Origin of the sequence: Leisingera aquaemixtae (assembly GCF_019801145.1) — a bacterium.
GTDB classification, from domain to species: domain Bacteria; phylum Pseudomonadota; class Alphaproteobacteria; order Rhodobacterales; family Rhodobacteraceae; genus Leisingera; species Leisingera aquaemixtae_A.
Window position 1 is genome coordinate 309,399 of the sequence record NZ_JAHVJQ010000001.1, and the last position, 21,503, is coordinate 330,901.

The following is a 21,503-nucleotide window of genomic DNA, read 5'->3' on the forward strand; positions in this document are numbered from 1 at the left end:
GGCGGGTGTGCCCGGAGCTGCGGGCGCGGACAGATGCGGTTGCGGTCTGGGATGCCGTTCGCCCGGGCGCTGCAGCAAGCTTGCGGCTGAGGCCCCCTTGCACTATGAGAGCGGCACATCGCAGGGCCGGATTCCCGGCATTGACCCGAAAGGTTCCCAATGGCGCGTCGCAAGAAGATTTATGAAGGCAAGGCCAAGACTTTGTACGAGGGCCCCGAGCCCGGCACCATCGTCCAGTATTTCAAGGACGACGCCACCGCCTTCAACGCCGAAAAACACGACGTGATCGAGGGCAAGGGTGTCCTGAACAACATCCTGAGCGAATTCTTCATGCTGGGCCTGGCGCAGATCGGCGTGCCGACCCATTTCCTGAAGCGCCTGAACATGCGCGAGCAGCTGGTGCGCAGCTGCGAGATCATTCCGCTGGAAGTGATCGTGCGCAACTACGCGGCCGGCTCGATCTCCAAGCGCCTGGGCATCGACGAGGGCACCCAGCTGCCGCGCCCGGTGGTCGAATACTGCTACAAGGACGATGCCCTGGGCGATCCGCTGGTCACCGAAGAGCACATCGCGGCCTTCGGCTGGGCCAGCCAGCAGGACATGGATGATATCCTGAGCCTTGCGCTGCGTGTGAACGACTTCCTGTCCGGCGTGTTCCTGGCAGTCGGCATCCGCCTGGTCGACTTCAAGATCGAGATCGGCCGCATCTACGAGGGCGACTTCCAGCGCCTGGTGGTCGCCGATGAGATCAGCCCCGACAGCTGCCGCCTGTGGGACATCAAGACCGGCCAGAAGCTGGACAAGGACGTGTTCCGCCGTGACCTGGGCAGCCTGACGGACGCCTATTCTGAGGTCGCACGCCGCCTGGGCGTGATGCCGAACAATCCGCCCGCGCCAGGCAAGCCGACGCTGGTGAACTGAGACAAGGGACCCGCTGCGCCTGCCGCGCCGCGGGTCTTTGAGTATTTTTGGAAAGATGAAGCCCGGGAGGGCTTCGCCATCGAAAACCTGAGGGATGATGCGATGAAGGCACGGGTGCATGTGATGCTGAAAAACGGGGTTCTGGATCCGCAGGGCGAGGCCGTGCGCCACGCGCTCGGCGCTCTGGGCTTTGACAAGGTCGAGGGTGTGCGCCAGGGCAAGGTGATTGATCTGGACCTGGCCGAAGGCGCAACCGAGGCGGATGTGACCGCGATGTGCGAGAAGCTGCTGGCCAACACCGTGATCGAATCCTACAGCATCGAGATGGCCTGATGAAGGCGGCGGTTGTTGTATTTCCGGGTTCGAACTGCGACCGCGACTTGGCGGTGGCGTTCGAACAGGCCGGTTTCGACGTGTCGATGGTCTGGCACAAGGACAGCGCGCTGCCTGAAGGCGTGGACATCGTTGGCGTGCCGGGCGGTTTCTCTTATGGCGACTACCTGCGCTGCGGCGCGATCGCGGCACAGTCGCCGATCTGCAAGGCGGTGATCGATCACGCGGACCGCGGCGGCTATGCCATCGGCGTTTGCAACGGGTTCCAGATCCTGACCGAAACCGGCGTGCTGCCGGGCGCTCTGCTGCGCAATGCGGGGCTCAAGTACATCTGCCGCACCGTGAACCTGAAAGTCGCGACTTCCGAGAGCGTCTTTACCCAGGGCTACAATGCAGGCGATGTGATCGGCGTGCCGATTGCCCACCACGACGGCAACTACTTTGCCGATACAGAGACCATCAAGGCGCTGCACGATCAGGACCGGGTGGCCTTCACATACGAGGAAAACCCCAACGGTTCGGTGGCTGACATTGCGGGCATCCTGTCCGAGAACCGCCGTGTTCTCGGTATGATGCCGCATCCGGAACGGGCTGCGGACGAGGGTCATGGCGGCACCGATGGTGCGGCAGTGTTCCGCGCACTGGCCGGGATGGTCACCGCTGCGTGACTTGAGGATGCGGGGCGGCGGCCATAGTGTGTCAATATGACCGCCCCGCGTACTGATCTGCATAAATCTGAGCCAAAGGCGCGTTCCCGCACGATTTCATGGCGGGCGCGGCTGGCGCTTGTGCTGTTCATGGTGGTGGCGGCCGTCACGGTCTGGACCACCAACCGTGCGCTGACCCACCGTTTCACCGAAAGCACCCGCAACCGGGCAGAGCTGCGTCTCGCGCTTTATTCGGGCAACCTGCTGAGCGAGCTGCGCCAGCATGCCATCGTGCCGCAGCTGCTGGCCCGTGACCAGACGCTGATCTCGGCGCTGCAGTCCAGCGATTTCTCCCTCTCCACCCAGCGGCTGATTTCCTTTGTCGATGAAATCGGCGCCGCCTCGATCATGCTTCTGGCGCAGGACGGCCGCACGGTGGCGGCAACCGACCGCAATCGGCTGGGGGAAAACCACCGCAACGCGGCCTATTTTGTCGACGCGGTGCGGGCAAAGTCGACGGTGTTCTCGGTCATCCCGCGGGAGGTGGGCGGCTACCGCTTCACCTATTCCCGGCGGGTGATCGACGCGACCGGAGTGCTGGGGGCCATCGTTGTCGAGGTCGACCTGCAGAAATTCGAACGGGCCTGGGCCGGGATCTCGGACGCGGTTCTGGTGACCGACAGCACCGGCAACATCATTCTGGCCACCGAAGCGCGCTGGCGCGGGTTGAAAGAGGGCGATGCGCTGACGCTGCAGACGCCCGAAGGGGCCATCCAGCGGGCGATCCGTGCCACCACGGACTGGACGGCGCTGCCGCCGGACGCCTACCTGCAGGGCGAGGCGGTGATGCGGCTGGAAACGCGGGTGCCGTTCCAGGGCTGGCGGATGGCCACATTCACCACCTATTCCTCCGTCCGAGAGCGGGTCAATGCGGTGCTGGCGCTGGAGATCATGGGATTCGCAATCCTTCTGGCGCTTGCGTTCTACTTTCTGAGCAGAAAGACCGCGTTGCGGATGGCGCTGTTCCAGCGCGAGTCGGCAGAGCTTCGCGTATTGAACGCTCGCCTCCAGCGGGAAATTGCCGAGCGTGAACGCATGCAAAAGACCCTCGCCGTGGCCGAGCAGAGCCTGGCGCAGAGCTCCAAACTGGCCGCCTTGGGCGAGATGTCTGCCGCCGTCAGCCACGAACTGAACCAGCCGCTGGCGGCGATGAAAACCTATCTGGCCGGCGCCCGGCTGCTGCTGAACCGGAACCGTCCGGACGAGGCACTGGCCTCCTTCGGGCGCATCGACGATCTGATCGAGCGGATGGGCGCGATCACCCGCCAGCTGAAATCCTACGCGCGCAAGGGAGGCGATGCGTTCAGCCCTGTAAACTTGGGCGATGCGCTGGCTTCCAGCCTGTCGATGATGGAGCCGCAGCTGCGTCAGCGGCATGTGAAAATAACCCGCATCCTGCCGGAAGAACCTGTTATGGTGATGGGGGACCGGATGCGGCTGGAGCAGGTGATGGTCAACCTCTTGCGCAACGCGCTGGACGCCACCAAATCCGTGGCGGATCCTGAGGTGGAAATCCTGCTGGCGGCGGGTGAGACGGCGACCCTGTCGGTGCGCGACAATGGGATGGGTATCAAGGACTTCGACAACCTGTTTGAGCCTTTTTACACCACCAAGCAGCCCGGCGACGGCGTTGGATTGGGTCTTGCCATCTCCTCGGGGATCGTCAACGACCTTGGGGGACGGCTGACCGCCCGCAACGGCCAGAACGGCGGGGCGGTCTTTGAGATGCAATTGCCGGTCCTGGTGGACGGCATCGAAGCTGCCGAATAGGCAGCCCGGAGTGATTAGGAGAGAACGCGCATGGCCCAGGCTATGAAAATCGCGATCGTGGACGACGAACAGGATATGCGGCAGTCGATCAGCCAGTGGCTGGCGCTGTCAGGCTACGACACGGAGACCTTTTCCAGCGCAGAAGAGGCGCTGAAGGTTCTGGGGCCGGATTACCCGGGCATCGTGATCTCTGATATCAAGATGCCGGGTATGGACGGCATGCAGTTTCTGAAGAAGCTGATGGGCAGCGATTCCGCGCTGCCGGTGATCATGATCACCGGCCACGGCGATGTGCCGATGGCGGTTGAGGCGATGCGCGTCGGCGCCTTCGACTTCCTGGAAAAACCCTTCAACCCGGACCGGATGTCGGAGCTGGCCAAGCGCGCCACCGGCGCGCGCCGCCTGACACTCGACAACCGCGCGCTGCGCCGCGAGCTGTCGGACGGGTCGCAGATCATGAAGAAACTGATCGGCCAGAGCCCGGTGATGGAGCGCCTGCGCGAGGATATCCTGGACCTGGGCCAGGCCGACGGGCACGTGCTGATCGACGGCGAGACCGGCACCGGCAAGACGCTGGTCGCACATGCTCTGCACGCGGTTGGCAGCCGTGCGGGCAAGAAATTTGTGCTGATTTCCTGCGCCGCGCTGGAGGAGGAGGTGCTGTCCAAGCGACTGTTCGGCCCGATGCTGCCGGAAGACAGCATGCTGCCGGCCATCGAGGAGGCGCGCGGCGGCACCCTGGTGCTGGAGGACATCGACGCGCTGTCGGAAACCCTGCAGGCCAAGCTGCTGAGTGTGATCAACGAGCAGGGTACCCCTGCGGAAACCCGGATCATCGCCATTTCCAACCTGCAGGAAGCAGGCAAGACCTGCGAGGATGCTTTGCGCCCGGATCTGTTCTACCGCCTGGCGGCGCTGCGCATCACCGTGCCGCCGCTGCGCCAGCGCGGCGAGGACATCCTGACCCTGTTCACCCGCCTCAGCGAGCAGTTCTCGGAGGAGTACGGTTGCGATGCACCGCAGGTCAGCGCCCAAGAAGCCGCGCAGCTGCTGCAGGCGCCCTGGCCGGGCAACGTGCGCCAGCTGATCAACATCGCCGAACGCGCCGTGCTGCAATCGCGCCGCGGCTCCGGCACCATTGCCTCGCTCCTGATGTCCGATCACGAGGAAATGCAGCCTGTCATGACCACCGAAGGCAAGCCGCTGAAGGAATATGTGGAAGCCTTTGAGCGGATGCTGATCGACAACACCATGCGCCGGCACAAGGGCTCGATCGCCAGCGTCATGGATGAGCTGTGCCTGCCGCGCCGGACTCTGAACGAGAAAATGGCGAAATACGGGTTGCAGCGGTCGGATTACCTGGCCTGAGCCTGCACCAGCCGTTTCCTTGCGCGGAAAACGGCCCGGAAAGCACGTGTTTTCAGAGCCGGAATGTTAGACGGATGCCGGCTTCGATCCAAAAAGTTACCTGAAATTAACGGCCTGCCTGCTATCGGCGGGCCGTTTGCATTTTCAGGCCGCGTGGTGACGAATGTCCATTGTCATTACCTATCCACAGGCCTTATGCTGGCGCAACGGGCCGGAAACCGGCATTTGGTTTCTCCCGTTCTGATGAGTTTCGCTGGCTTCGGCTTTTGTCCGGCATGATCCGAGAAAGCCGCAGCCAGACCGATTGGCCCTCTTGAACCAAGGGGGCAGTTTAGCGCCCAAGCCGGAATTATCACCGGTGCAGGGATAACAAGGCAGGCACGGGCACACCCCGTCTGCCGGAGAAGAACCGCGATGACGCGCGCGAGAGCGAAGAGCACTGAGGCAGGAAGGCCGGGCATCGAACCCGGGACCACCTGCTGCACCGCGCCGTCCAAGATCGCCCTGACAAGACACCACCCGAAACGCGCGCGGCCGCCTGGAAGCAGGAGGCTTGCGGGCGCACAGGGCAGGTGCACCAAGGACCCATGGCAAAGAAGATGCTTATTGACGCCACCCACGCGGAAGAGACCCGCGTTGTGGTGGTCGATGGAAACAAGGTTGAGGAGTTCGACTTTGAATCCGAAAACAAACGCCAGCTTGCTGGCAACATCTACCTCGCAAAAGTAACCCGCGTCGAACCGTCCCTGCAGGCGGCCTTTGTGGACTATGGCGGCAACCGCCATGGTTTCCTGGCGTTTTCCGAAATTCACCCGGATTACTACCAGATCCCCGTCGCGGACCGTGAGGCCCTGATGGAGGAAGAGCGCGCCTATGCCGAGGCTATGCGCGCCCGCGATGAGGACGAGGAAGAAAAACCGGCCAAGCCGAAACGCTCGCGCCGGTCCAAATCCTCTGCAAAAGCAGCGAAAGCGTCTTCCAAGGATGCTGTCGAAACCAAAGACGTCGAGGCTGCTGACGCTGGAACCGGTGAAATCGCCGGCATGGAAACCATTGACCTGACCAGCGAGGGTGAAGCCGCGGATGTCCCGGCGGAGCTGGCCGAGGTGCCCGAGGGCTCCTCGCCGATGGAGCGTGTTGCCGAAACCCCGGTGGAAGAGCCGGAGGAGGGCGAAACCGCAGAGGCTGAAGCAGGAGAGACTGCCGCTGCAGAGGCCCCGGAAGCTGAAGAGGCTCCGGCTGAGGAAGCCGTGGCGGAAGCAACCGGCGAAGGCGAAGCCGAGGCAGAGGCGGAAATCGCTTCGGAGGATGCCGAGACAGCGGCTGAAGAAGCAAAAGCCGAAGACGACGCCGAAGACAGCGACGACGAAGGAGACGACGAAGGCAAGCCTGGCCGCGCTGATGCCGCGACCAAGGATGAAAGCATCGAGTCGGTTGCCGACGAGGACGACAGCGAGGACATCCGTCCGCCGCGCAAGCCGCGCCCGCGCCGCTACAAGATCCAGGAAGTGATCAAGGTGCGCCAAGTGCTGCTGGTGCAGGTTGTGAAGGAAGAGCGCGGCAACAAGGGGGCTGCTCTCACTACCTACCTGTCGCTGGCGGGCCGTTACTGCGTGCTGATGCCCAACACCGCCCGCGGCGGCGGCATCTCCCGCAAGATCACCAATGCAGCCGACCGCAAAAAACTGAAAGACATCGCAACCGAACTGGACGTGCCGACCGGTGCGGGCCTGATCGTGCGCACCGCCGGTGCCAAGCGCACCAAATCCGAGATCAAGCGCGACTATGAATACCTGCAGCGCCTGTGGGAACAGATCCGCGAGCTGACGCTGAAATCCATCGCGCCGGCCAAGATCTACGAAGAAGGCGATCTGATCAAACGCTCGATCCGCGACCTCTACAGCCGCGAGATCGACGAGGTTCTGGTGGAAGGCGACCGCGGCTACCGCATCGCTAAGGACTTCATGAAGATGATCATGCCGTCCCACGCAAAGAACGTGAAGCACTACCAGGAAGGGCTGCCGCTGTTCGCGCGCTACCAAGTCGAAAGCTACTTGGGCGGCATGTTCAATCCGACCGTGCAGCTGAAGTCCGGCGGTTACATCGTGATCGGCGTGACAGAAGCGCTGGTGGCGATCGACGTGAACTCCGGCCGCGCCACCAAGGAAGGCTCGATCGAGGAAACCGCGCTCAAGACCAACCTGGAAGCGGCAGAAGAAGTTGCCCGCCAGCTGCGCCTGCGCGACCTTGCCGGCCTGATCGTCATCGACTTCATCGACATGGACGAGCGCAAGAACAACGCTGCCGTCGAAAAGCGCATGAAGGATAAGCTGAAGACCGACCGCGCCCGTATCCAGGTGGGCCGGATCTCCGGCTTCGGCCTGATGGAAATGTCGCGCCAGCGCCTGCGCCCCGGCATGATCGAGGCGACCACCGCCCCGTGTCCGCACTGCCACGGCACCGGCCTGATCCGCTCCGACGACTCGATGGCGCTGTCGATCCTGCGCCAGATCGAGGAAGAGGGCACCCGCCGCCGCTCCCGCGAGGTTCTGGTGCGCTGCCCGGTGTCCATCGCCAACTTCCTGATGAACCAGAAGCGCGAGCATATCGCGCAGATCGAGGCCCGCTATGGCCTGTCCGTGCGCATCGAAGGCGATCCGCACCTGGTCAGCCCGGACTTTGTGCTGGAGAAATTCAAGACCGCCTCGCGCAACGTGCCTGCGGCCACCGCACCGGTGGTGTCGGTGGATACCTCGATCATGGATCAGGTGGACGCTGACGAGGCCAAGCAGGACGAGGAAGAAGCTGCCGCCGCAGTTGAGGCATCAGACGAGGCCTCGCAGGAAGACAAGCCCAAGCGCAAGCGCCGCCGCCGCCGCCGCCGCAAGTCAGGCAATGGCGAGCAGTCTCAGAACGGTGAGACTGGCGACACCGGCGACGAGGCATCTGAGGACCAGGATCAGCCCAAGGAAGAGGCCGCCGAAGCCTCTGATGCTGCCGCTGAAGGCGAAGAAGCCCCTGCGGAAGAGGTGAAGGAGAAGAAACGCTCCCGTACCCGTACCCGCTCGCGCAAGCCGAAGGCAAAGCAGGCTGAAGAAGAAGCCGCCGCCATTGAAGACGCCGCTGCCGGAGAGGCAGAGGCCCCGGTGGAAGCTGCTGAGGAAACTGCCGCAGCTGCGGAAACTGCCGATGCAGAGGAAGCGCCCGAGCAGGAAGCAGAAGCGACGGTGGCAGAGGCTGCAGAACCGGCGGCCGTAGAGGCCGAAGAGGCTCCGGCGGAAGCTGAAGCCGCGCCAGAGACAGAGGATGCTGCGGAAGCTGAAGCTGAGACTGCAGAGAACGCTGAGGAAGCCGAAGAAGAAGCCGCTGTTGTTGAGGCTGAGGCGGAAGCCGAACCCGCCGCAGAAGAGCCTGCTGCAGAAGCGGTTGCTGAGGAAGAGACCGCAGAAGCCGAGCCTGCGCCCGCGGCTGAGGAGAAGCAGCCGGAGCCTGCCATGGCCGGAGCTGAGGCTGAGCCGGAACCGGCAGCCCCCCCCAAGCCTAAGCGCCGCGGGTGGTGGTCGATGGGCAGCTAAGGCTGAAGAAGATCTAGGGAAAGGCAGGCTGTTTGGCCTGCCTTTCTTTTTTACTCTGCTGGCGCTTCTCTGGCAGCCCTCGCGCATGACGGCAGCCGTTTCCCAATGCGCGATGCAGCCCGGAACACACGCGTTTTCCGTGCCGTAATTCGCGCCGAATTCCGGACACCCTGAACGACGTCAGCGCTGAATCAGTTTAGCTGCGTTTGCGGATCAGATAGATCTGGTGGTCCGTGCCGGCGCTGTGGCCGAGAAACTCATGGCCCGCTTCATTGCAGAAATGCGGCACGTCGATCACCGCCGCCGGGTCATCCGCTAGCAATTCCAGAACCTGGCCGGGTTCCAGTGATTTCAGCCGCTTGCGCGCCTTCAGGACGGGCAGGGGGCACAGCAGCCCGATTGCGTCCAATGTCTCTTTGATCTCGGTCATGGTGTGCAGATAAGCGGGATGTTTCATGCTGTCCACAAGGATGTGACCAGCCGTCCCCGTGACGTTGGCCCGCTGCTGACATAAGTGTTGCAACATGTTTGGAATCGAGATCATCGACGCAGGGCTGCTCCCTGCCATGCTGGTGGCGCTGCTGGGCGGCGTGATCAGTTTCCTGTCGCCCTGCGTGCTGCCGATCGTGCCGCCTTATCTGGCCTACATGAGCGGTGTGACCATCGGCGAGATGCAGGGCACCTCCGCTGCGCGGCGCAAGGCGATCATCGCCGCGCTGTTCTTTGTGCTGGGGCTTTCCACGGTATTTTTGCTGCTTGGCTTCACCGCGTCGGCTTTTGGCGCCTTCGTGCTGAAGAACCAGGAACTTTTCGCGCAGGTTTCAGGTGTTGTAGTAATCATTTTCGGCCTGCATTTCCTGTCGGTGTTCCGTATCCCCCTGCTGGACCGTGAGGCGCGGATGGAGGCAGGCGAGTCCGGCGGTTCTGCCCTGGGCGCCTATGTGCTGGGTCTGGCCTTTGCCTTTGGCTGGACGCCCTGCATCGGCCCGCAGCTGGGTGCGATCCTGTCTCTGGCAGCATCGGAAGCCTCTGTCAGCCGCGGCACCATCCTGCTGGGCGTTTATGCCGCAGGACTGGGGGTGCCGTTCCTGCTGGCGGCGATGTTCCTAAACCGGTCGATGACGCTGATGAACAAGATGAAGCGCCATATGGGGCTGATCGAAAAGGTGATGGGCGGCCTGCTGCTGTTTGTCGGCATCATGCTGGTCACCGGCCTGTTTACCACTTTCTCCTGGTGGCTGCTGGAGACCTTTCCGGCGCTGGCAACGCTGGGTTGAGACCGGGGAATGGGAAGGGGCCTTCGGGCCCCTTTTTCTTGCGTCTTCCAGGCCTTACTCTTGCCGGAATGCGCTGCTAGTCTCACCGCGGAAAGGCAGAGCAGGTCAGCGTGGATCAAACCAGTTCCAAACCCCAGCAGGTGCGCAGGCGGCGGGTGTTCTACATCCCCGGCTATGACCCGATTCACCCGCGCCGCTACCGCGAGCTTTACCGGAAGGAAGGCGCTGCGCAGGCGAAGATTTCCGGCTACAGCCTGACCCTGTCCCCGAAACGGACCAAAGGCCCCTACGGCTGGCATGCCGCTGCGGAAATGGACGGGCAGCGGACCGGGGTGGACATTGAAGTGCTGGTCTGGTCCGACATCGTGCGCGGCAGTATGGAGGCAACGATCCCGGGCACCTACTGGCAGCTGCTGCGGACCGCCTGGATCTATATCTCCACCGGCGCGCTGCGGCGGCTGATGCGGCTGCGCAAGGGTCCAGTGATTGCCGCACTGTACCCGGTCGGGATGCTGCTGCTGCAGGCGCTGCTGGCGCTGCTGCTGGCTTGGGGCGTGGCAAATGTATTCGCCATCCTGGATGCGTTGGCCAGCCTCGGCGGCCCGCTGGCCGCACTCATTGGATGGGCCGCGGGCCTTGGAGCGGGCTATGCTCTGCTGCGTTGGTTCAAGAAGCGCGATGGCAAGTTCTTTGCCTATTATCTTATGCATGACTACGCTCATTCGGCAGCGTCGCGGGGCGCCATCCCGCCCGACATGGAGGCGCGGATGCGCCAGTTCCGCTCCCTGATCCGCGAGGCGCTGGATGACCAGGGACTGGATGAGGTGCTGGTTGTCGGCCATTCCTCCGGTGCGCATCTGGGGGTGTCGGTGCTGGCGGATCTGTTGCGTAACGGGCTGCCGCCGGAGCGGCCGGCCTTGGGATTTCTGACATTGGGGCAGGTGGTGCCGATGGTTTCTTTCCTGCCGAAGGCAAAGCGTTTGCGGACCGACCTTAAGTATCTGTCGCAGAGTTATGAAATCACTTGGATTGATGTCACCGCGCCGGGTGACGGATGCGCCTTCGCTCTATGTGATCCGGTGGCCGTCAGCGGCGTCGCACCGGAGGGTAAGCGCTGGCCGCTGGTGTTCTCGGCTGCCTTCACCCAAACCCTCAGCCCGGAGCGCTGGCAGCAGCTGCGCTGGCGCTTCTTCCGGCTGCATTTCCAGTATCTCTGCGCCTTTGACCGGCCAGGCGACTATGACTACTTCCGGATCACTGCCGGGCCATTGACGCTGGCGGAGCGCTACAGGGACCGCAAACCGTCGCAGTCCCGGATTGATGTGCCGGTCTCGAAATTCACCTCGGTGGCTGCCGAATGACCCCTGTGCTGCCGCCGAAACCATCCGCACGGCCCGACCGGGTGTCGCTGTGGCGCTATGTGAAACTGTTCCGCCAGGATATCCTTTCGGCGCAGCCTGCAAAGCTCTACCGGGCCTGGATGGCGGAGTTTCGTACGCCCTTTTTCCGCTCCTTTCTCGTCAACCAGCCGGAGCTGGTGAAGCTGCTGCTGAAGGAGCGCCCGGATGACTTTCCGAAGTCGGACCGCATCGCCGAAGGGCTAAAGCCCTTGCTGGGAAACTCGGTGTTTCTGACCAATGGCGAAGCCTGGAAGCGGCAGCGGCGGATCATTGACCCGGCGTTTGAGGGCGGAAGGCTGAAGGACACTTTCCCGGCCATGCGGGCGGCAGCAGAGGCGGCCGTGGCGCGTTTGGAAGGGCGGCAGGGGCCGGTGGAGATTGAGGAAGAGACTTCGCACGCGGCAGCGGACGTGATTTTCCGGACGCTGTTTTCGATCCCTATCGAACATGAGGTGGCGGGGAAGGTCTTTACCCGCTTCCGCGACTACCAGCGCAGCCAGCCCTTGCTGAACTTGGCCGCCTTTGTGCCGCTGCCGCGCTGGGTGCCGCGGTTCTTTCGCCGCGGCACCCGCCGGAATGCGGCTGAGATACGGGCCTTGATTGAACAACTCACGGCCGAGCGCATGGCGGCAATCAAGGCTGGCACAGCGCCGGATGATCTGGCGACCAAGATCATGACCACCCGTGACCCGGAATCCGGCAGCACCTTCGATACGGCCGAGATGGTGGATCAGGTGGCGATCTTCTTTCTTGCCGGCCATGAAACCAGCGCCTCTGCCTTGGCATGGGCACTTTACCTGATGGCACTGTACCCGGAGTGGCAGGAGAAAGTGGCGGCGGAAGCGGCTGCGCTGGAGGATGAGAGCTTTGCCGCGGTGTCAAAGCTGAAGATCAGCCGTGACGTGTTCCGCGAAACATTGCGGCTCTATCCGCCGGTGCCGATGATGGTGCGCGAGGCAGCCTGCCCGGAACGGTTCAGGAACCGCGCAGTGCCCGAAGGGGCGCAGATGGTGCTGAGCCCCTGGCACCTGCACCGGCATGAGCAGCTGTGGGAAAACCCGGATGGTTTTGACCCCGCGCGCTGGCAGACGGAGAACGGCAAGCAATGCCAGCGCGATGCCTATATCCCGTTTTCTGCAGGCTCTCGCGTCTGCACCGGGGCAGGGTTCGCCATGGTGGAGGGGCCGCTGATCCTGTCGATGATCCTGCGCCGGTTCCGGATTGAACCCGTGGAAGGCAAGACGCCGGTACCGGTGGCGCATCTGACAGTGCGGTCGAAAAACGGGATCTGGCTGCGGCTATCGCCCCGGCAGCCAAAACTTTTCTGAAAAGCCTTGACCAAGGTTTTCAGAAAACTTTGGTGTCAGCACAGCAAGCGAACAGGCTGATTATTGCTGAAGATGTTAACCTGCTCACCATTCAAGACCGCATGATATCCGCGCCGCCGCACTTCGTTATGCAGCGGGGCCAGGCCGACATTGCGTTCAACATCCCGCAGTTTGCGGCGCACGACACCGCCTTGGCGGGCAGACTTCACATCGAAGATCTGCTGCATCCACAATTCGGGTGAGATAGTGCGAAACACATGTGCCATGCGGCAAGTGTCCGCAAACGTGGTTAACGCGCCCTTAACCGGTGCAGCACAAACAGCCGAATGGCGGATGCCAGCCCGCAGTCATCGCCGCGGGTTTCATCAATTTCGGCTGCCAAGTCATTGATTGCGCGGTCTTCCTGTGCCGCGATATCGCGGAAGGCATTCCAGAAGTCATCTTCTAGGGACACCGACGTGCGGTGCCCGCGCAGGGTCAAGGAGTGCTTCTTGGGTCGCCCGTTCATTCGTCGCGCTTGTGATCGTCCAGGCGGCGGGAATCTTGCGCATTGCGCGCCTTGTCCAGATCTTTCTCTGCCTTGCTGCGCCCGAATGTCACGGCGTTCCGGGCAGCGCGGGCCTTCTTCTCGGCCCGCGCTTTTTCCTTTCTGTACCGGTTCAAATTGACCGGCTTTTCCATCAGTCCTTAGGCCCGATCATTTGCTCGGGACGGACCACGGCGTCAAAGGTTGCCTCATCGACAAAACCCAGGGCAATTGCTTCTTCCTTCAGGGTCGTGCCGTTCTTGTGGGCGGTCTTGGCAACTTTGGTGGCGTTGTCATAACCGATGGTCGGCGCCAGTGCGGTGACCAGCATCAGGCTTTCTTTCATCAGCTTGTCGATTCGCGGCTCGTTTGCCTTGATGCCGTTCAGCATCCGCTCGGTGAAGCTGTCCGCGGCGTCGCCAAGCAGCTGGATTGACTGCAAGAGGTTGTAGGACATCATCGGGTTGTAGACGTTCAGCTCGAAATGGCCCTGCGAGCCTGCGAACTTGATCGCCGCGTCATTGCCCATCACATGCGCGGCCACCTGGGTCAGCGCCTCTGCCTGGGTCGGGTTTACCTTGCCCGGCATGATCGAGGAGCCGGGCTCGTTCTCCGGCAGGATCAGCTCGCCCAGGCCGGAGCGCGGGCCGGAGCCGAGGAAGCGGATGTCGTTGGCGATCTTGTAGCAGCTGCCCGCAATTGTCGCGAGCGCGCCGGACAGGAACACCATGGCGTCATGAGCGGCCAGTGCTTCGAACTTGTTCGGCGCGGTGACAAAGGGCAGGCCGGTGATTTCTGCCATGTTGGCGGCCACGGTTTCGCCCCAGCCTTTCTGGGTGTTGAGGCCGGTGCCGACGGCGGTGCCGCCCTGTGCCAGCTCGTAGATGCCGGGCATGGCCGCCTCGACCCGTGCCAGGCCCTGGCGGATCTGATGCGCGTAGCCGCCGAACTCCTGACCCAGAGTCAGCGGGGTCGCATCCTGGGTGTGGGTGCGGCCGATCTTGATGATGTCCTTGAACTCCTCCGCCTTGGCTTCCAGCCCCTCGGCGAGCTTGGTCAGGCCCGGCACCAGCACGTCACGCACGGACATCGCGGTGGCGATATGCATGGCGGTCGGAAAGGTGTCGTTGGAGGACTGGCCCATGTTGCAGTGATCGTTCGGGTGCACCGGGTCCTTGGTGCCGATTGTGCCGCCCAGGATTTCGATTGCGCGGTTGGCGATCACTTCGTTGGAGTTCATGTTGGACTGGGTGCCGGAGCCGGTCTGCCAGACCACGAGCGGGAAGTTGTCGTCGAACTTGCCCTCGATCACTTCGCCGGCCGCCTGGATGACTGCATCGGCGATTGCCGCGTCCAGCTTGCCGGAGGCCTTGTTGGCCATGGCACAGGCCTTCTTGATCACGCCGAGCGCACGCACGATGGCCACCGGCTGCTTTTCCCAGCCGATCGGGAAATTCATGATCGAACGCTGGGTCTGCGCGCCCCAGTATTTCTCTGCCGGGACTTCAAGCGGGCCAAAACTGTCGGTTTCGGTGCGGGTTGCGGACATCCGTCTGTATCTCCGTTGAGTATGCGATTGTATGCCGTTTAGCCTGTGCCGGAATGCAGCGCAATTGGCCAGTTGCGCGCAGCATAGCCAAAAGGGCCGCAAGGTATAGTGGTGAATTGGCGCAATCCGGGCGCTGTAAATGTCTGGAACCGTGTTATGCTGGCAATACATGGACTTGTGCCGCCTAACCCGGAAAGGAGATGCGTGTGCTCATTTGCTTGCGTTCTTTGCTGCCGTTGCAGGCCGCGCTTCTGGCGGCGGGCCTTCTGATGCTTGCGGCCATCCCGGGGTTTGCGGCGGGTATTTCGCAGTTCACAGGCGAGTATTCCGGCAGTGTCGACCTCGTCAAAGAAGATGGCGACACCGACCCGAGGGACATGAGTGTTGTGATCCGCGAAATGAAGAAGGGGTTCACCATCAAGTGGACGTCCACCACGGAAAAGGACGACGGCCGCAGGAAGACCAAAACCTACGAGATCGAGTTCCGGAAAACCGGGCGAAACGGCATCTACTCGGCAGCCATGACCCGCAATGTGTTCGGCCATTCGGTGCCGCTGGACCCGATGGAAGGGGAGCCCTTTGTCTGGGGCCGCATCACCGGTGACACGCTGACGGTCTTTTCACTGTTCATTCATCCAAACGGCGACTACGAAATGCAGCAGTATGACCGGACCCTGGCGGAGGGCGGTCTGAACCTGGTCTACAGCTCCCGCCTGAACGGCGAGCCGCGTCGGCAATTGTCCACTTTCCTGAAGCGTAAATAACCCGGAAAGAAAAAGGCAGCCCGCAAGGCTGCCTGATATTTTTGCCGCAAGAGCGGAGCCCTATTTCCGGAAGCTGTCGAGCGACACCACATCGGCGTCTTTCTTTTTCGGTTCCAGCTGGTCGTCGGCATTGTCCGCTTCTTCGTCCGCATCCGGCACCGCGGTAAAGCCTTCGGTCTCCTCATCAGCGCTTTCAAACCGCAGCCCGAATTCCACCGACGGGTCTACGAAAGTGCGGATCGCATCATAGGGGATGTAAAGCGGCTCCGGAGAGTCGCCAAAGTTCAGCGTGACCGCAAAACCTTCCTCATCGACGGTCAAGTTGTCGAACCAGTGCTGCATGACCACGGTCATTTCTCCCGGGTAGCGGTCGGACAGCCAATCGGCCAGTTCTACATCCGGGTGGGCCGTGTCGAAGGTGATGAAAAAGTGGTGGTTACCGGGCAAGCCATTGTCAGCGATGTCCTGCAGCACGGTCCGGATCAGGCCGCGCATGGCAGAGTGCATCAGGTTGCCATAGTCGATTTCACGGGACATGCAGTCACCCTTTGTTCATTTGCGGTCAAGCATAAGAGATTCTGGCGGAAACAAAAGGGCAGCCTTCTGGCTGCCCGAAAATTTTTTGACTCGGGCTGAGCCGGCCAGACAGCCTCAGTCAGCTGATTGCAAACGGGAATTCTGCAATTGCCAGCCCGGCTGCAGCCATCAAGGCCAGCAGCAGCAGCATTTTGCCGCGCACCAGCCAAGCCGCCACGGGCGCCAGCAGAACCAGCAGTGCCGCGGTGGGGTTCAAGCTGTCCCAGACCGGTACGGGGACCTGCAGAATTCCGGCTTCAAACACCCGCGTTTCGGCAAAGACCACATGGATCAGAAACCAGGCCGACAGGTTCAGAATGACGCCCGCGACGGTGGCGGTCACCGCCTTCAGTGCCATGCCCAGCCGCGGGTGCGCGGCAATGCGCTCCACATAGGGCGCGGCGGCAAAGATCCACAGGAAACAGGGCATGAAAGTGGCCCAAAGCGCCACCGCGCCAGCGGCGAGGAACAGCCCCGTTCCCCCTTTCAGCAGGCCCGAGAGCATGGCGACAAACTGGGTGACCAGGATCAGCGGGCCGGGCGTTGCCTCTGCCAGCCCCAGCGCGTCGATCATCTGGCCCGCATTGATCCAGCCGAACTGGCTGACCACGGTCTGGCTGACATAGGCCAGCACCGCATAGGCGCCGCCAAAGGTGACCACCGCCAGCTTGGAGAAGAACCAGCCGATATCCGCAAGGAACCCGGCGCCCGTCAGGCTCAGGAGGACCAGCGGCAGCAGCCACAGCCCGCCCCAGACCGCAATGGTGCCGAGGGTGCTTCCGTTGCTGGCCGGCGGATTGTGCGCTGTGCCCGCTCCGCCCCTGGCTTTGCGCATCAGGCCGGTGCAGGCGGCAGCAAGGACGACCAGCGGAAACGGCAGGTTAAACAGGAACAGTGCGGCAAAGCCGAATCCGGCCAGCGCCCAGTCCAGCGGATGGTTCAGCGCTTTGCCCGCCAGCCGCCGCAGCGCCTGCAGGATAATCACCACCACCGCCGCTTTCACGCCCAGGAAGGCGGACTGAACCGCGGGCAGGGTGCCGTATTGCGCGTAAAGCCAGACGAGCCCGGCAATCACTGCCGCCCCCGGAAGCACAAACAGCAGCCCGGCCAAAAGCCCGCCTGCGGTGCCGCGCATGCGCCAGCCGGTATAGGTTGCCAGCTGCATCGCCTCAGGGCCCGGCAGCAGCATGCAGAAGCTCAGCCCGCGCAGGAAGCTTTCTTCGCTCAGCCAGGGGCGGTCCTCGACCAGTTCCTTGTGCATCACTGCAATCTGCGCCGCCGGGCCGCCAAAGCTCAGCACTCCTATGCGCCCGAAGACGTGGAACATTTCCGTCCAGCTGGGATGGCTCATGCCTTGCGGTCCGCCGGCCAATCGTGGCCTTCGCTCTGGCCGTCTCGGGCCCAGCGGTATAGCGCATCATATAGCTTCATGCCTGCCTCAAGCTGCTGGTGATCGTCCTTGAACTGGCGTGACAGCCCCACCGAGAGGGCCAGAAGCCCCGCCGCCTCGGGCGCCAGGTCGTGCCGGTTGGTGTCGGCGCCTCTCACAACCCGCGCCAAGGTGTCAAGTGCAGCCGTGCGCAGGCCGAACTCCTCCAGCATGGTGTCAAAGGTGCAAAACTCCCCCCTGTGCGACCAGAACACATCCTCGACATCAAAGGGTGTTGCGCCAAAGCGTTCCGCGGTCCCGGCAACCTCAGAGGGGGATACAAACAGGAACCGTGCCCCGGCATCCGCAAAGCGGCGGATCAGCCAGGGGCAGGCGATCCGGTCGATCTTGGGGCGGTGGCGGGTCACCCACAGGGTGCTGCCGCCGACAGGGGCGGGCAGGGCGCCGGCCGGAATACGCGGTGCGCCCTTCAGATCACGCCATGCAAACATGCCGCCTTGCAGGTACTCCGCCTCGATACCGTCACTGCGAAGCCAGGCGGTCAAGCCTTGTGACAGCTTCAGGCCTTTCTGGCAGATCACTACACAGTGCCGCCCGTTGAGGCGGCCCTTGAGGCGGTCGATGTCAGTGTGCGGGTGCCGGAAGGAGCCGGGTATCAGATAGGGGTCTGCTGCAAAGTCTTCGTCCGTGCGGACGTCCGCCAGGACCGGAGCATCCGGCAGGCCGGTCAGGCGCAGCAATTGGGCAGGGTTGATTTCATTCGGGGCAGCCATGGGCATGTCTCCTCGCGCGCAAGGGTAACATGCGAACCTTGGGCTGTCGCCTCACGGGGCGTTCGCGGGACTCCCCATAGGTTCATGAGACCGGAGCCTACAGGTCCGTGTCAAGCCCGGACTGCTTCCAGTCGAGGATTTCGCCGGTCATGCAGGCGGCAAGTGCCTCTTGCGGCAGCTGGCCGAGGTTTTCAAAAAGGGTAAAGTAATCAACCTGGCTGATCACCTCAGCAATCTTGCCGCCTTCGAACCGGACAAAGAAATGATCGCTGAAGCGGAACGGGGTCCGGTCGCGCGGGTTTTCCGTGTCGACGATGATCCGGGCAGCCAGCCAGTCGTCCTGTTCAACCACCAGGTCCGCCGACGCCTTCAGCGGCCCGAGGAGGCTGCTGATGGTTTGGGCAAACTCCTTGACTTCATCCACGCTGACAGGTTCCCGGGTCATTGCTCCGCGGACTGTGGCGTTTTCCGTCAGAAGCTTGTCCGCAAAGCCGAAATTCCTGTTTCCCCAGGTTTCATTGAGCCAGCTGAGCAGCACGTCTGTCTTCGACATCTGCAAACCTTTCCATCCGCGCGTTGAAGGGGTGCAGGAAAGCAGGAACCACCTAAAGCATAGGAATTCAAGCGTAAATGTTTCCGCAAACGGCAAAACGCGCCACGCCGCGATACGCTTTCAGGTCCACGGCGGTGCATGTTGAACTGCAGGGAGCGTATGCGGGAAAGTGCAGGTTTCTGTTGCCAGGTACCTGCGAACCCCGCCTTACGCGGCTAGGCGCAAGGGCTTAGATTTCGATTCCTCGAACTGCTTACGCAGCCAGAGCAACCGGAGCACGATTGTCGTTTGCAATTGTACTGTTTGGGCCGGTACGGTGGCACCCCGCCGAGACAAAGCAAACCCCTTTAGACGTCCGTCGATCCTGTTTCGGCCCCATGATCCCCAAACGAAGGATATTGGTGGAGCCGCCGGGTACCGCCCCCGGGTCCGATCCGCTTATTACGAGCGCGTTTATGTCCATAGTTCCACAAGGGAACAGAAGTCATATAGTCGGCTTCTTGGCGGTTGCAAAGGGGGCAACCGGAATCCCCTAAGGATTCCGGCCAGTTTTCAGGGGCGCCGAGCGGAACCGGGAGTGGCCAAGCCGGAAGTGTCCCGGTGCACCGTTGGGAAGTTCTTACCGTTTTGCCCTGGCGGCAAAGACATCGGCGGCCAGTTTGCGGGTCTCGCTTTCCAGATCCTGCAGCCCGCAGACCGCGGCACTGCCGTCTCCGGCCTCGATGGCGTCTGCAATCCGGGTATGGAGGCCGGTGATCGCAGCGCGGTCGCGGGCGCTGAAGGTGATCATGTTCATCAAGGGCTGCATCGCCTCCACCGCGCCCGCCAGCTGATAGGACAGCACCGGATTGCAAGCCCCGTCCACCAGCGCCCGGTGAAAGGCCACATCAGAGGCGCAGAAGGCCACGTCGGTCAGCCCCGGCTGCCCCTGGCGGAAGATTTCCGCCCGCATCGTTGCCAGGTGGTCGGCGCTGCGCCGTTGTGCCGACAGCGGCGCGCAGGCGCGCTCCAGGGCATAGCGCGCCTCGCAGGCGGTATCAAAGCTCACCGCATTCATGCTCAGGAGCAGGGTCGAGGTAGTGACCTGCTGCGCATAGGCATCCTCGAAGCTCAGCCGGTTCACAAAGGCCCCGCCGGATGCGCCGCGCTGGGTGCGGATCAGCGATTGCGCCGCCAGCCGCTTTAGCGCTTCGCGCACCGTCGGGCGGGAGACCTGAAAGTGGTCGGACAGCTCGGCCTCTGACGGCAGCCGCTCATCCACAATCAATTCGCCGCAGATGATGGCATCCTTGATCGCCTGGGCTATCTGAACCGAAAGATCGGCGGAACTGTTGGGGTCAATCTTCATGCCCGCACTCCTGGCAGCTCTCCGCACCGGGAGCGGCCCCGGCAAGAAATCATTTGTCTGACATTTAAAAGTCTGACATTTAAATATCTATGGCTTGAGTCGGGGAAGGGCAATGCCTGGAACCTCCGTACTCAGGCTTTTGCGGCATTGGATCTGTGCCGTCGGCAGCCAATTACCTGAAACGCTCAAATGGAGAGTTGAGCATGGCAAGCATCTTTCCTTCCCGCCGCATCCGGCGCACGCCCTTTTCCCCCGGTGTCGAGGCCGCAGGCGTCAAGGGCTATACGGTCTATAACCACATGCTGCTGGCTACCGTGTTTGACAGCCTGGAATACGACTGCGCCCACCTGAAGGAGCACGTGCAGGTCTGGGACGTGGCCTGCGAGCGCCAGGTCAGCATCAAGGGGCCGGACGCGCTGCGGCTGATGAAGCTGATCAGCCCGCGCGACATGGACAGGATGGCGGACGACCAGTGCTATTACGTGCCGACGGTGGATCATCAGGGGGGCATGCTGAATGACCCCGTGGCGGTGAAGCTGGCAGCGGACCACTACTGGCTGTCGCTGGCGGATGGCGACCTGCTGCAGTTTGCGCTGGGCATCGCCATTGCCAAAGGGTTCGACGTGGAGATCACGGAGCCTGATGTTTCCCCGCTGGCGGTGCAGGGCCCGAAGGCGGACGAGCTGATGGCCCGCGTCTTTGGCGAAGCGGTGCGCGATATCCGCTTCTTCCGCTACAAGCGCCTGGCGTTTCAGGGGGTAGAACTGGTTGTGGCGCGCTCCGGCTGGTCCAAGCAGGGCGGGTTCGAGGTCTATGTCGAAGGCGGCGAACTGGGGATGCCCCTGTGGGACGTACTGTTCGCCGCTGGTGAGGGCCTGAACGTGCGCGCCGGGTGCCCCAACAACATCGAACGGGTCGAAAGCGGGCTTTTGAGCTATGGCAATGACATGACCCGCGAAAACACGCCTTATGAATGCGGCCTGGGCAAGTTCTGCAACTCGCCGGAGGACTACATCGGCAAGGCCGCGCTGGCGGAGCAGGCCGCAAACGGGCCGCAACGCCAGATCCGCCCGCTGGTGATCGGCGGCGACATCCCGCCCTGCCAGGATGCATGGCCGCTTTACGCAGACGGACGCCGGGTGGGGCAGGTGGGCTCAGCCATCTTCTCGCCCGAGTTCGGGGTGAACGCGGCGATTGGCATGGTCGACCGGTCCCACTGGGATCCGGGCACAGCAATGGAAGTGGAAACCCCGGCTGGAATGCGCCCTGTAACCGTTCAGGAGCGGTTCTGGCGCTGAGGAGTGAGCGCCGGGGGCGCTGCCCCCGCCGCGGTAGGCCGCGGCTC

At 62.7% G+C, this 21,503-nt stretch carries 21 protein-coding genes and 1 other RNA gene; 11 read left to right on the forward strand and 11 right to left on the reverse strand.

Features of this window, described 5'->3' with window-relative positions; all coding sequences use genetic code 11:
* The first annotated feature begins 159 nt into the window (after positions 1-159).
* From purC to KUW17_RS01585, 6 genes are all read left to right on the forward strand, one after another.
* Entirely contained in the window at positions 160-921 is a 762-nt protein-coding gene (purC, locus tag KUW17_RS01560) for a phosphoribosylaminoimidazolesuccinocarboxamide synthase (protein WP_222475411.1), read from the forward strand.
* Positions 922-1,023: 102 nt separating this feature from the next.
* On the forward strand, positions 1,024-1,254 hold the full coding sequence (gene purS / locus KUW17_RS01565; RefSeq protein WP_019297460.1) for a phosphoribosylformylglycinamidine synthase subunit PurS: 231 nt from the start codon (positions 1,024-1,026) through the stop codon (positions 1,252-1,254).
* Entirely contained in the window at positions 1,254-1,922 is a 669-nt protein-coding gene (gene purQ / locus KUW17_RS01570) for a phosphoribosylformylglycinamidine synthase subunit PurQ (protein WP_222475413.1), read from the forward strand. The genes purS and purQ overlap by 1 nt, the downstream gene beginning before the upstream one ends.
* Before the next feature lie 36 nt (positions 1,923-1,958).
* Positions 1,959-3,731, forward strand: a complete 1,773-nt coding sequence (locus KUW17_RS01575; protein WP_222475415.1) for an ATP-binding protein — start codon at positions 1,959-1,961, stop codon at positions 3,729-3,731.
* 30 nt (positions 3,732-3,761) lie between these two features.
* Positions 3,762-5,099, forward strand: coding sequence for a sigma-54-dependent transcriptional regulator (locus tag KUW17_RS01580; RefSeq protein ID WP_222475416.1), 1,338 nt, complete (start codon positions 3,762-3,764; stop codon positions 5,097-5,099).
* A gap of 587 nt (positions 5,100-5,686) precedes the next feature.
* Positions 5,687-8,674, forward strand: coding sequence for a ribonuclease E/G (locus tag KUW17_RS01585; protein WP_222475417.1), 2,988 nt, complete (start codon positions 5,687-5,689; stop codon positions 8,672-8,674).
* 196 nt (positions 8,675-8,870) lie between these two features.
* Here KUW17_RS01585 and KUW17_RS01590 read toward each other — a convergent pair whose 3' ends face one another.
* Positions 8,871-9,104 carry a sulfurtransferase TusA family protein gene (locus tag KUW17_RS01590; RefSeq protein WP_222475418.1) on the reverse strand — a complete coding sequence of 78 codons (234 nt, stop codon included), beginning with the start codon at positions 9,102-9,104 and terminating at the stop codon, positions 8,871-8,873.
* Positions 9,105-9,198: 94 nt separating this feature from the next.
* On the opposite strand from KUW17_RS01590, the gene KUW17_RS01595 reads away from it, so the two are divergent.
* The 3 genes from KUW17_RS01595 to KUW17_RS01605 all read left to right on the forward strand — a co-directional run bounded on the left by KUW17_RS01595 (position 9,199) and on the right by KUW17_RS01605 (position 12,679).
* Positions 9,199-9,951, forward strand: a complete 753-nt coding sequence (locus KUW17_RS01595; RefSeq protein ID WP_222475419.1) for a cytochrome c biogenesis CcdA family protein — start codon at positions 9,199-9,201, stop codon at positions 9,949-9,951.
* A 110-nt stretch (positions 9,952-10,061) separates the two neighbouring features.
* Positions 10,062-11,312 carry a hypothetical protein gene (locus KUW17_RS01600; protein WP_315899378.1) on the forward strand — a complete coding sequence of 417 codons (1,251 nt, stop codon included), beginning with the start codon at positions 10,062-10,064 and terminating at the stop codon, positions 11,310-11,312.
* Positions 11,309-12,679, forward strand: coding sequence for a cytochrome P450 (locus KUW17_RS01605; protein ID WP_222475420.1), 1,371 nt, complete (start codon positions 11,309-11,311; stop codon positions 12,677-12,679). Before KUW17_RS01600 ends, KUW17_RS01605 begins: the two co-directional genes overlap by 4 nt.
* Positions 12,680-12,714: 35 nt before the next feature.
* On the opposite strand, the gene KUW17_RS01610 is transcribed toward KUW17_RS01605, so the two are convergent.
* From KUW17_RS01610 to fumC, 4 genes are read right to left on the reverse strand one after another with little or no spacing between them, the layout of a single operon-like run.
* On the reverse strand, positions 12,715-12,945 hold the full coding sequence (locus KUW17_RS01610) for an N-(5'-phosphoribosyl)anthranilate isomerase (RefSeq protein ID WP_226428574.1): 231 nt from the start codon (positions 12,943-12,945) through the stop codon (positions 12,715-12,717).
* A 23-nt stretch (positions 12,946-12,968) separates the two neighbouring features.
* Positions 12,969-13,187 carry a ribbon-helix-helix domain-containing protein gene (locus KUW17_RS01615; RefSeq protein WP_222475421.1) on the reverse strand — a complete coding sequence of 73 codons (219 nt, stop codon included), beginning with the start codon at positions 13,185-13,187 and terminating at the stop codon, positions 12,969-12,971.
* Positions 13,184-13,360: a DUF4169 family protein gene (locus KUW17_RS01620; RefSeq protein WP_222475423.1), complete on the reverse strand. Its 177-nt coding sequence runs from the start codon at positions 13,358-13,360 to the stop codon at positions 13,184-13,186. The genes KUW17_RS01615 and KUW17_RS01620 overlap by 4 nt, the downstream gene beginning before the upstream one ends.
* The gene (gene fumC, locus KUW17_RS01625; RefSeq protein ID WP_222475425.1) at positions 13,360-14,754 is read right to left on the reverse strand and encodes a class II fumarate hydratase; all 1,395 of its coding nucleotides are present in this window, start codon (positions 14,752-14,754) and stop codon (positions 13,360-13,362) included. The genes KUW17_RS01620 and fumC overlap by 1 nt, the downstream gene beginning before the upstream one ends.
* A gap of 269 nt (positions 14,755-15,023) precedes the next feature.
* On the opposite strand from fumC, the gene KUW17_RS01630 reads away from it, so the two are divergent.
* Positions 15,024-15,518 (forward strand): hypothetical protein, encoded by a 495-nt coding sequence (locus tag KUW17_RS01630; protein ID WP_226428570.1) that lies wholly within the window; start codon positions 15,024-15,026, stop codon positions 15,516-15,518.
* Between the two features lie 60 nt (positions 15,519-15,578).
* Here KUW17_RS01630 and KUW17_RS01635 read toward each other — a convergent pair whose 3' ends face one another.
* From KUW17_RS01635 to KUW17_RS01660, 6 genes are all read right to left on the reverse strand, one after another.
* Complete coding sequence (locus tag KUW17_RS01635) at positions 15,579-16,055, reverse strand: SspB family protein (protein ID WP_222475428.1); 477 nt, start codon at positions 16,053-16,055, stop codon at positions 15,579-15,581.
* A 118-nt stretch (positions 16,056-16,173) separates the two neighbouring features.
* Positions 16,174-17,445 (reverse strand): chromate efflux transporter, encoded by a 1,272-nt coding sequence (gene chrA / locus KUW17_RS01640; RefSeq protein WP_222475429.1) that lies wholly within the window; start codon positions 17,443-17,445, stop codon positions 16,174-16,176.
* A complete protein-coding gene (locus KUW17_RS01645; RefSeq protein ID WP_222475430.1) occupies positions 17,442-18,257 on the reverse strand; it encodes a chromate resistance protein ChrB domain-containing protein in 816 nt (271 codons plus the stop codon). The genes chrA and KUW17_RS01645 overlap by 4 nt, the downstream gene beginning before the upstream one ends.
* A 97-nt stretch (positions 18,258-18,354) precedes the next feature.
* Entirely contained in the window at positions 18,355-18,810 is a 456-nt protein-coding gene (locus tag KUW17_RS01650) for an ester cyclase (RefSeq protein WP_222475431.1), read from the reverse strand.
* A gap of 168 nt (positions 18,811-18,978) precedes the next feature.
* Positions 18,979-19,328: a transfer-messenger RNA gene (gene ssrA, locus KUW17_RS01655) on the reverse strand.
* A gap of 101 nt (positions 19,329-19,429) precedes the next feature.
* Complete coding sequence (locus KUW17_RS01660; RefSeq protein WP_222475432.1) at positions 19,430-20,158, reverse strand: FadR/GntR family transcriptional regulator; 729 nt, start codon at positions 20,156-20,158, stop codon at positions 19,430-19,432.
* Positions 20,159-20,361: 203 nt separating this feature from the next.
* Here KUW17_RS01660 and KUW17_RS01665 point away from each other — a divergent pair, with 203 nt between their 5' ends.
* Complete coding sequence (locus KUW17_RS01665) at positions 20,362-21,456, forward strand: dimethylsulfoniopropionate demethylase (protein WP_222475433.1); 1,095 nt, start codon at positions 20,362-20,364, stop codon at positions 21,454-21,456.
* Positions 21,457-21,503 lie beyond the last annotated feature (47 nt).

What these genes read in the sequence shown, in the direction of transcription:
- purC (WP_222475411.1), top strand. Translation starts at nt 160, where the DNA reads ATGGCGCGTCGCAAGAAGATTTATGAAGGCAAGGCCAAGACTTTGTAC.
- purS (WP_019297460.1), top strand. Translation starts at nt 1,024, where the DNA reads ATGAAGGCACGGGTGCATGTGATGCTGAAAAACGGGGTTCTGGATCCG.
- purQ (WP_222475413.1), top strand. Translation starts at nt 1,254, where the DNA reads ATGAAGGCGGCGGTTGTTGTATTTCCGGGTTCGAACTGCGACCGCGAC.
- KUW17_RS01575 (WP_222475415.1), top strand. Translation starts at nt 1,959, where the DNA reads ATGACCGCCCCGCGTACTGATCTGCATAAATCTGAGCCAAAGGCGCGT.
- KUW17_RS01580 (WP_222475416.1), top strand. Translation starts at nt 3,762, where the DNA reads ATGGCCCAGGCTATGAAAATCGCGATCGTGGACGACGAACAGGATATG.
- KUW17_RS01585 (WP_222475417.1), top strand. Translation starts at nt 5,687, where the DNA reads ATGGCAAAGAAGATGCTTATTGACGCCACCCACGCGGAAGAGACCCGC.
- KUW17_RS01590 (WP_222475418.1), bottom strand. Translation starts at nt 9,104, where the DNA reads ATGACCGAGATCAAAGAGACATTGGACGCAATCGGGCTGCTGTGCCCC.
- KUW17_RS01595 (WP_222475419.1), top strand. Translation starts at nt 9,199, where the DNA reads ATGTTTGGAATCGAGATCATCGACGCAGGGCTGCTCCCTGCCATGCTG.
- KUW17_RS01605 (WP_222475420.1), top strand. Translation starts at nt 11,309, where the DNA reads ATGACCCCTGTGCTGCCGCCGAAACCATCCGCACGGCCCGACCGGGTG.
- KUW17_RS01610 (WP_226428574.1), bottom strand. Translation starts at nt 12,945, where the DNA reads ATGGCACATGTGTTTCGCACTATCTCACCCGAATTGTGGATGCAGCAG.
- KUW17_RS01615 (WP_222475421.1), bottom strand. Translation starts at nt 13,187, where the DNA reads ATGAACGGGCGACCCAAGAAGCACTCCTTGACCCTGCGCGGGCACCGC.
- KUW17_RS01620 (WP_222475423.1), bottom strand. Translation starts at nt 13,360, where the DNA reads ATGGAAAAGCCGGTCAATTTGAACCGGTACAGAAAGGAAAAAGCGCGG.
- fumC (WP_222475425.1), bottom strand. Translation starts at nt 14,754, where the DNA reads ATGTCCGCAACCCGCACCGAAACCGACAGTTTTGGCCCGCTTGAAGTC.
- KUW17_RS01630 (WP_226428570.1), top strand. Translation starts at nt 15,024, where the DNA reads ATGCTTGCGGCCATCCCGGGGTTTGCGGCGGGTATTTCGCAGTTCACA.
- KUW17_RS01635 (WP_222475428.1), bottom strand. Translation starts at nt 16,055, where the DNA reads ATGTCCCGTGAAATCGACTATGGCAACCTGATGCACTCTGCCATGCGC.
- chrA (WP_222475429.1), bottom strand. Translation starts at nt 17,445, where the DNA reads ATGAGCCATCCCAGCTGGACGGAAATGTTCCACGTCTTCGGGCGCATA.
- KUW17_RS01645 (WP_222475430.1), bottom strand. Translation starts at nt 18,257, where the DNA reads ATGGCTGCCCCGAATGAAATCAACCCTGCCCAATTGCTGCGCCTGACC.
- KUW17_RS01650 (WP_222475431.1), bottom strand. Translation starts at nt 18,810, where the DNA reads ATGTCGAAGACAGACGTGCTGCTCAGCTGGCTCAATGAAACCTGGGGA.
- KUW17_RS01660 (WP_222475432.1), bottom strand. Translation starts at nt 20,158, where the DNA reads ATGAAGATTGACCCCAACAGTTCCGCCGATCTTTCGGTTCAGATAGCC.
- KUW17_RS01665 (WP_222475433.1), top strand. Translation starts at nt 20,362, where the DNA reads ATGGCAAGCATCTTTCCTTCCCGCCGCATCCGGCGCACGCCCTTTTCC.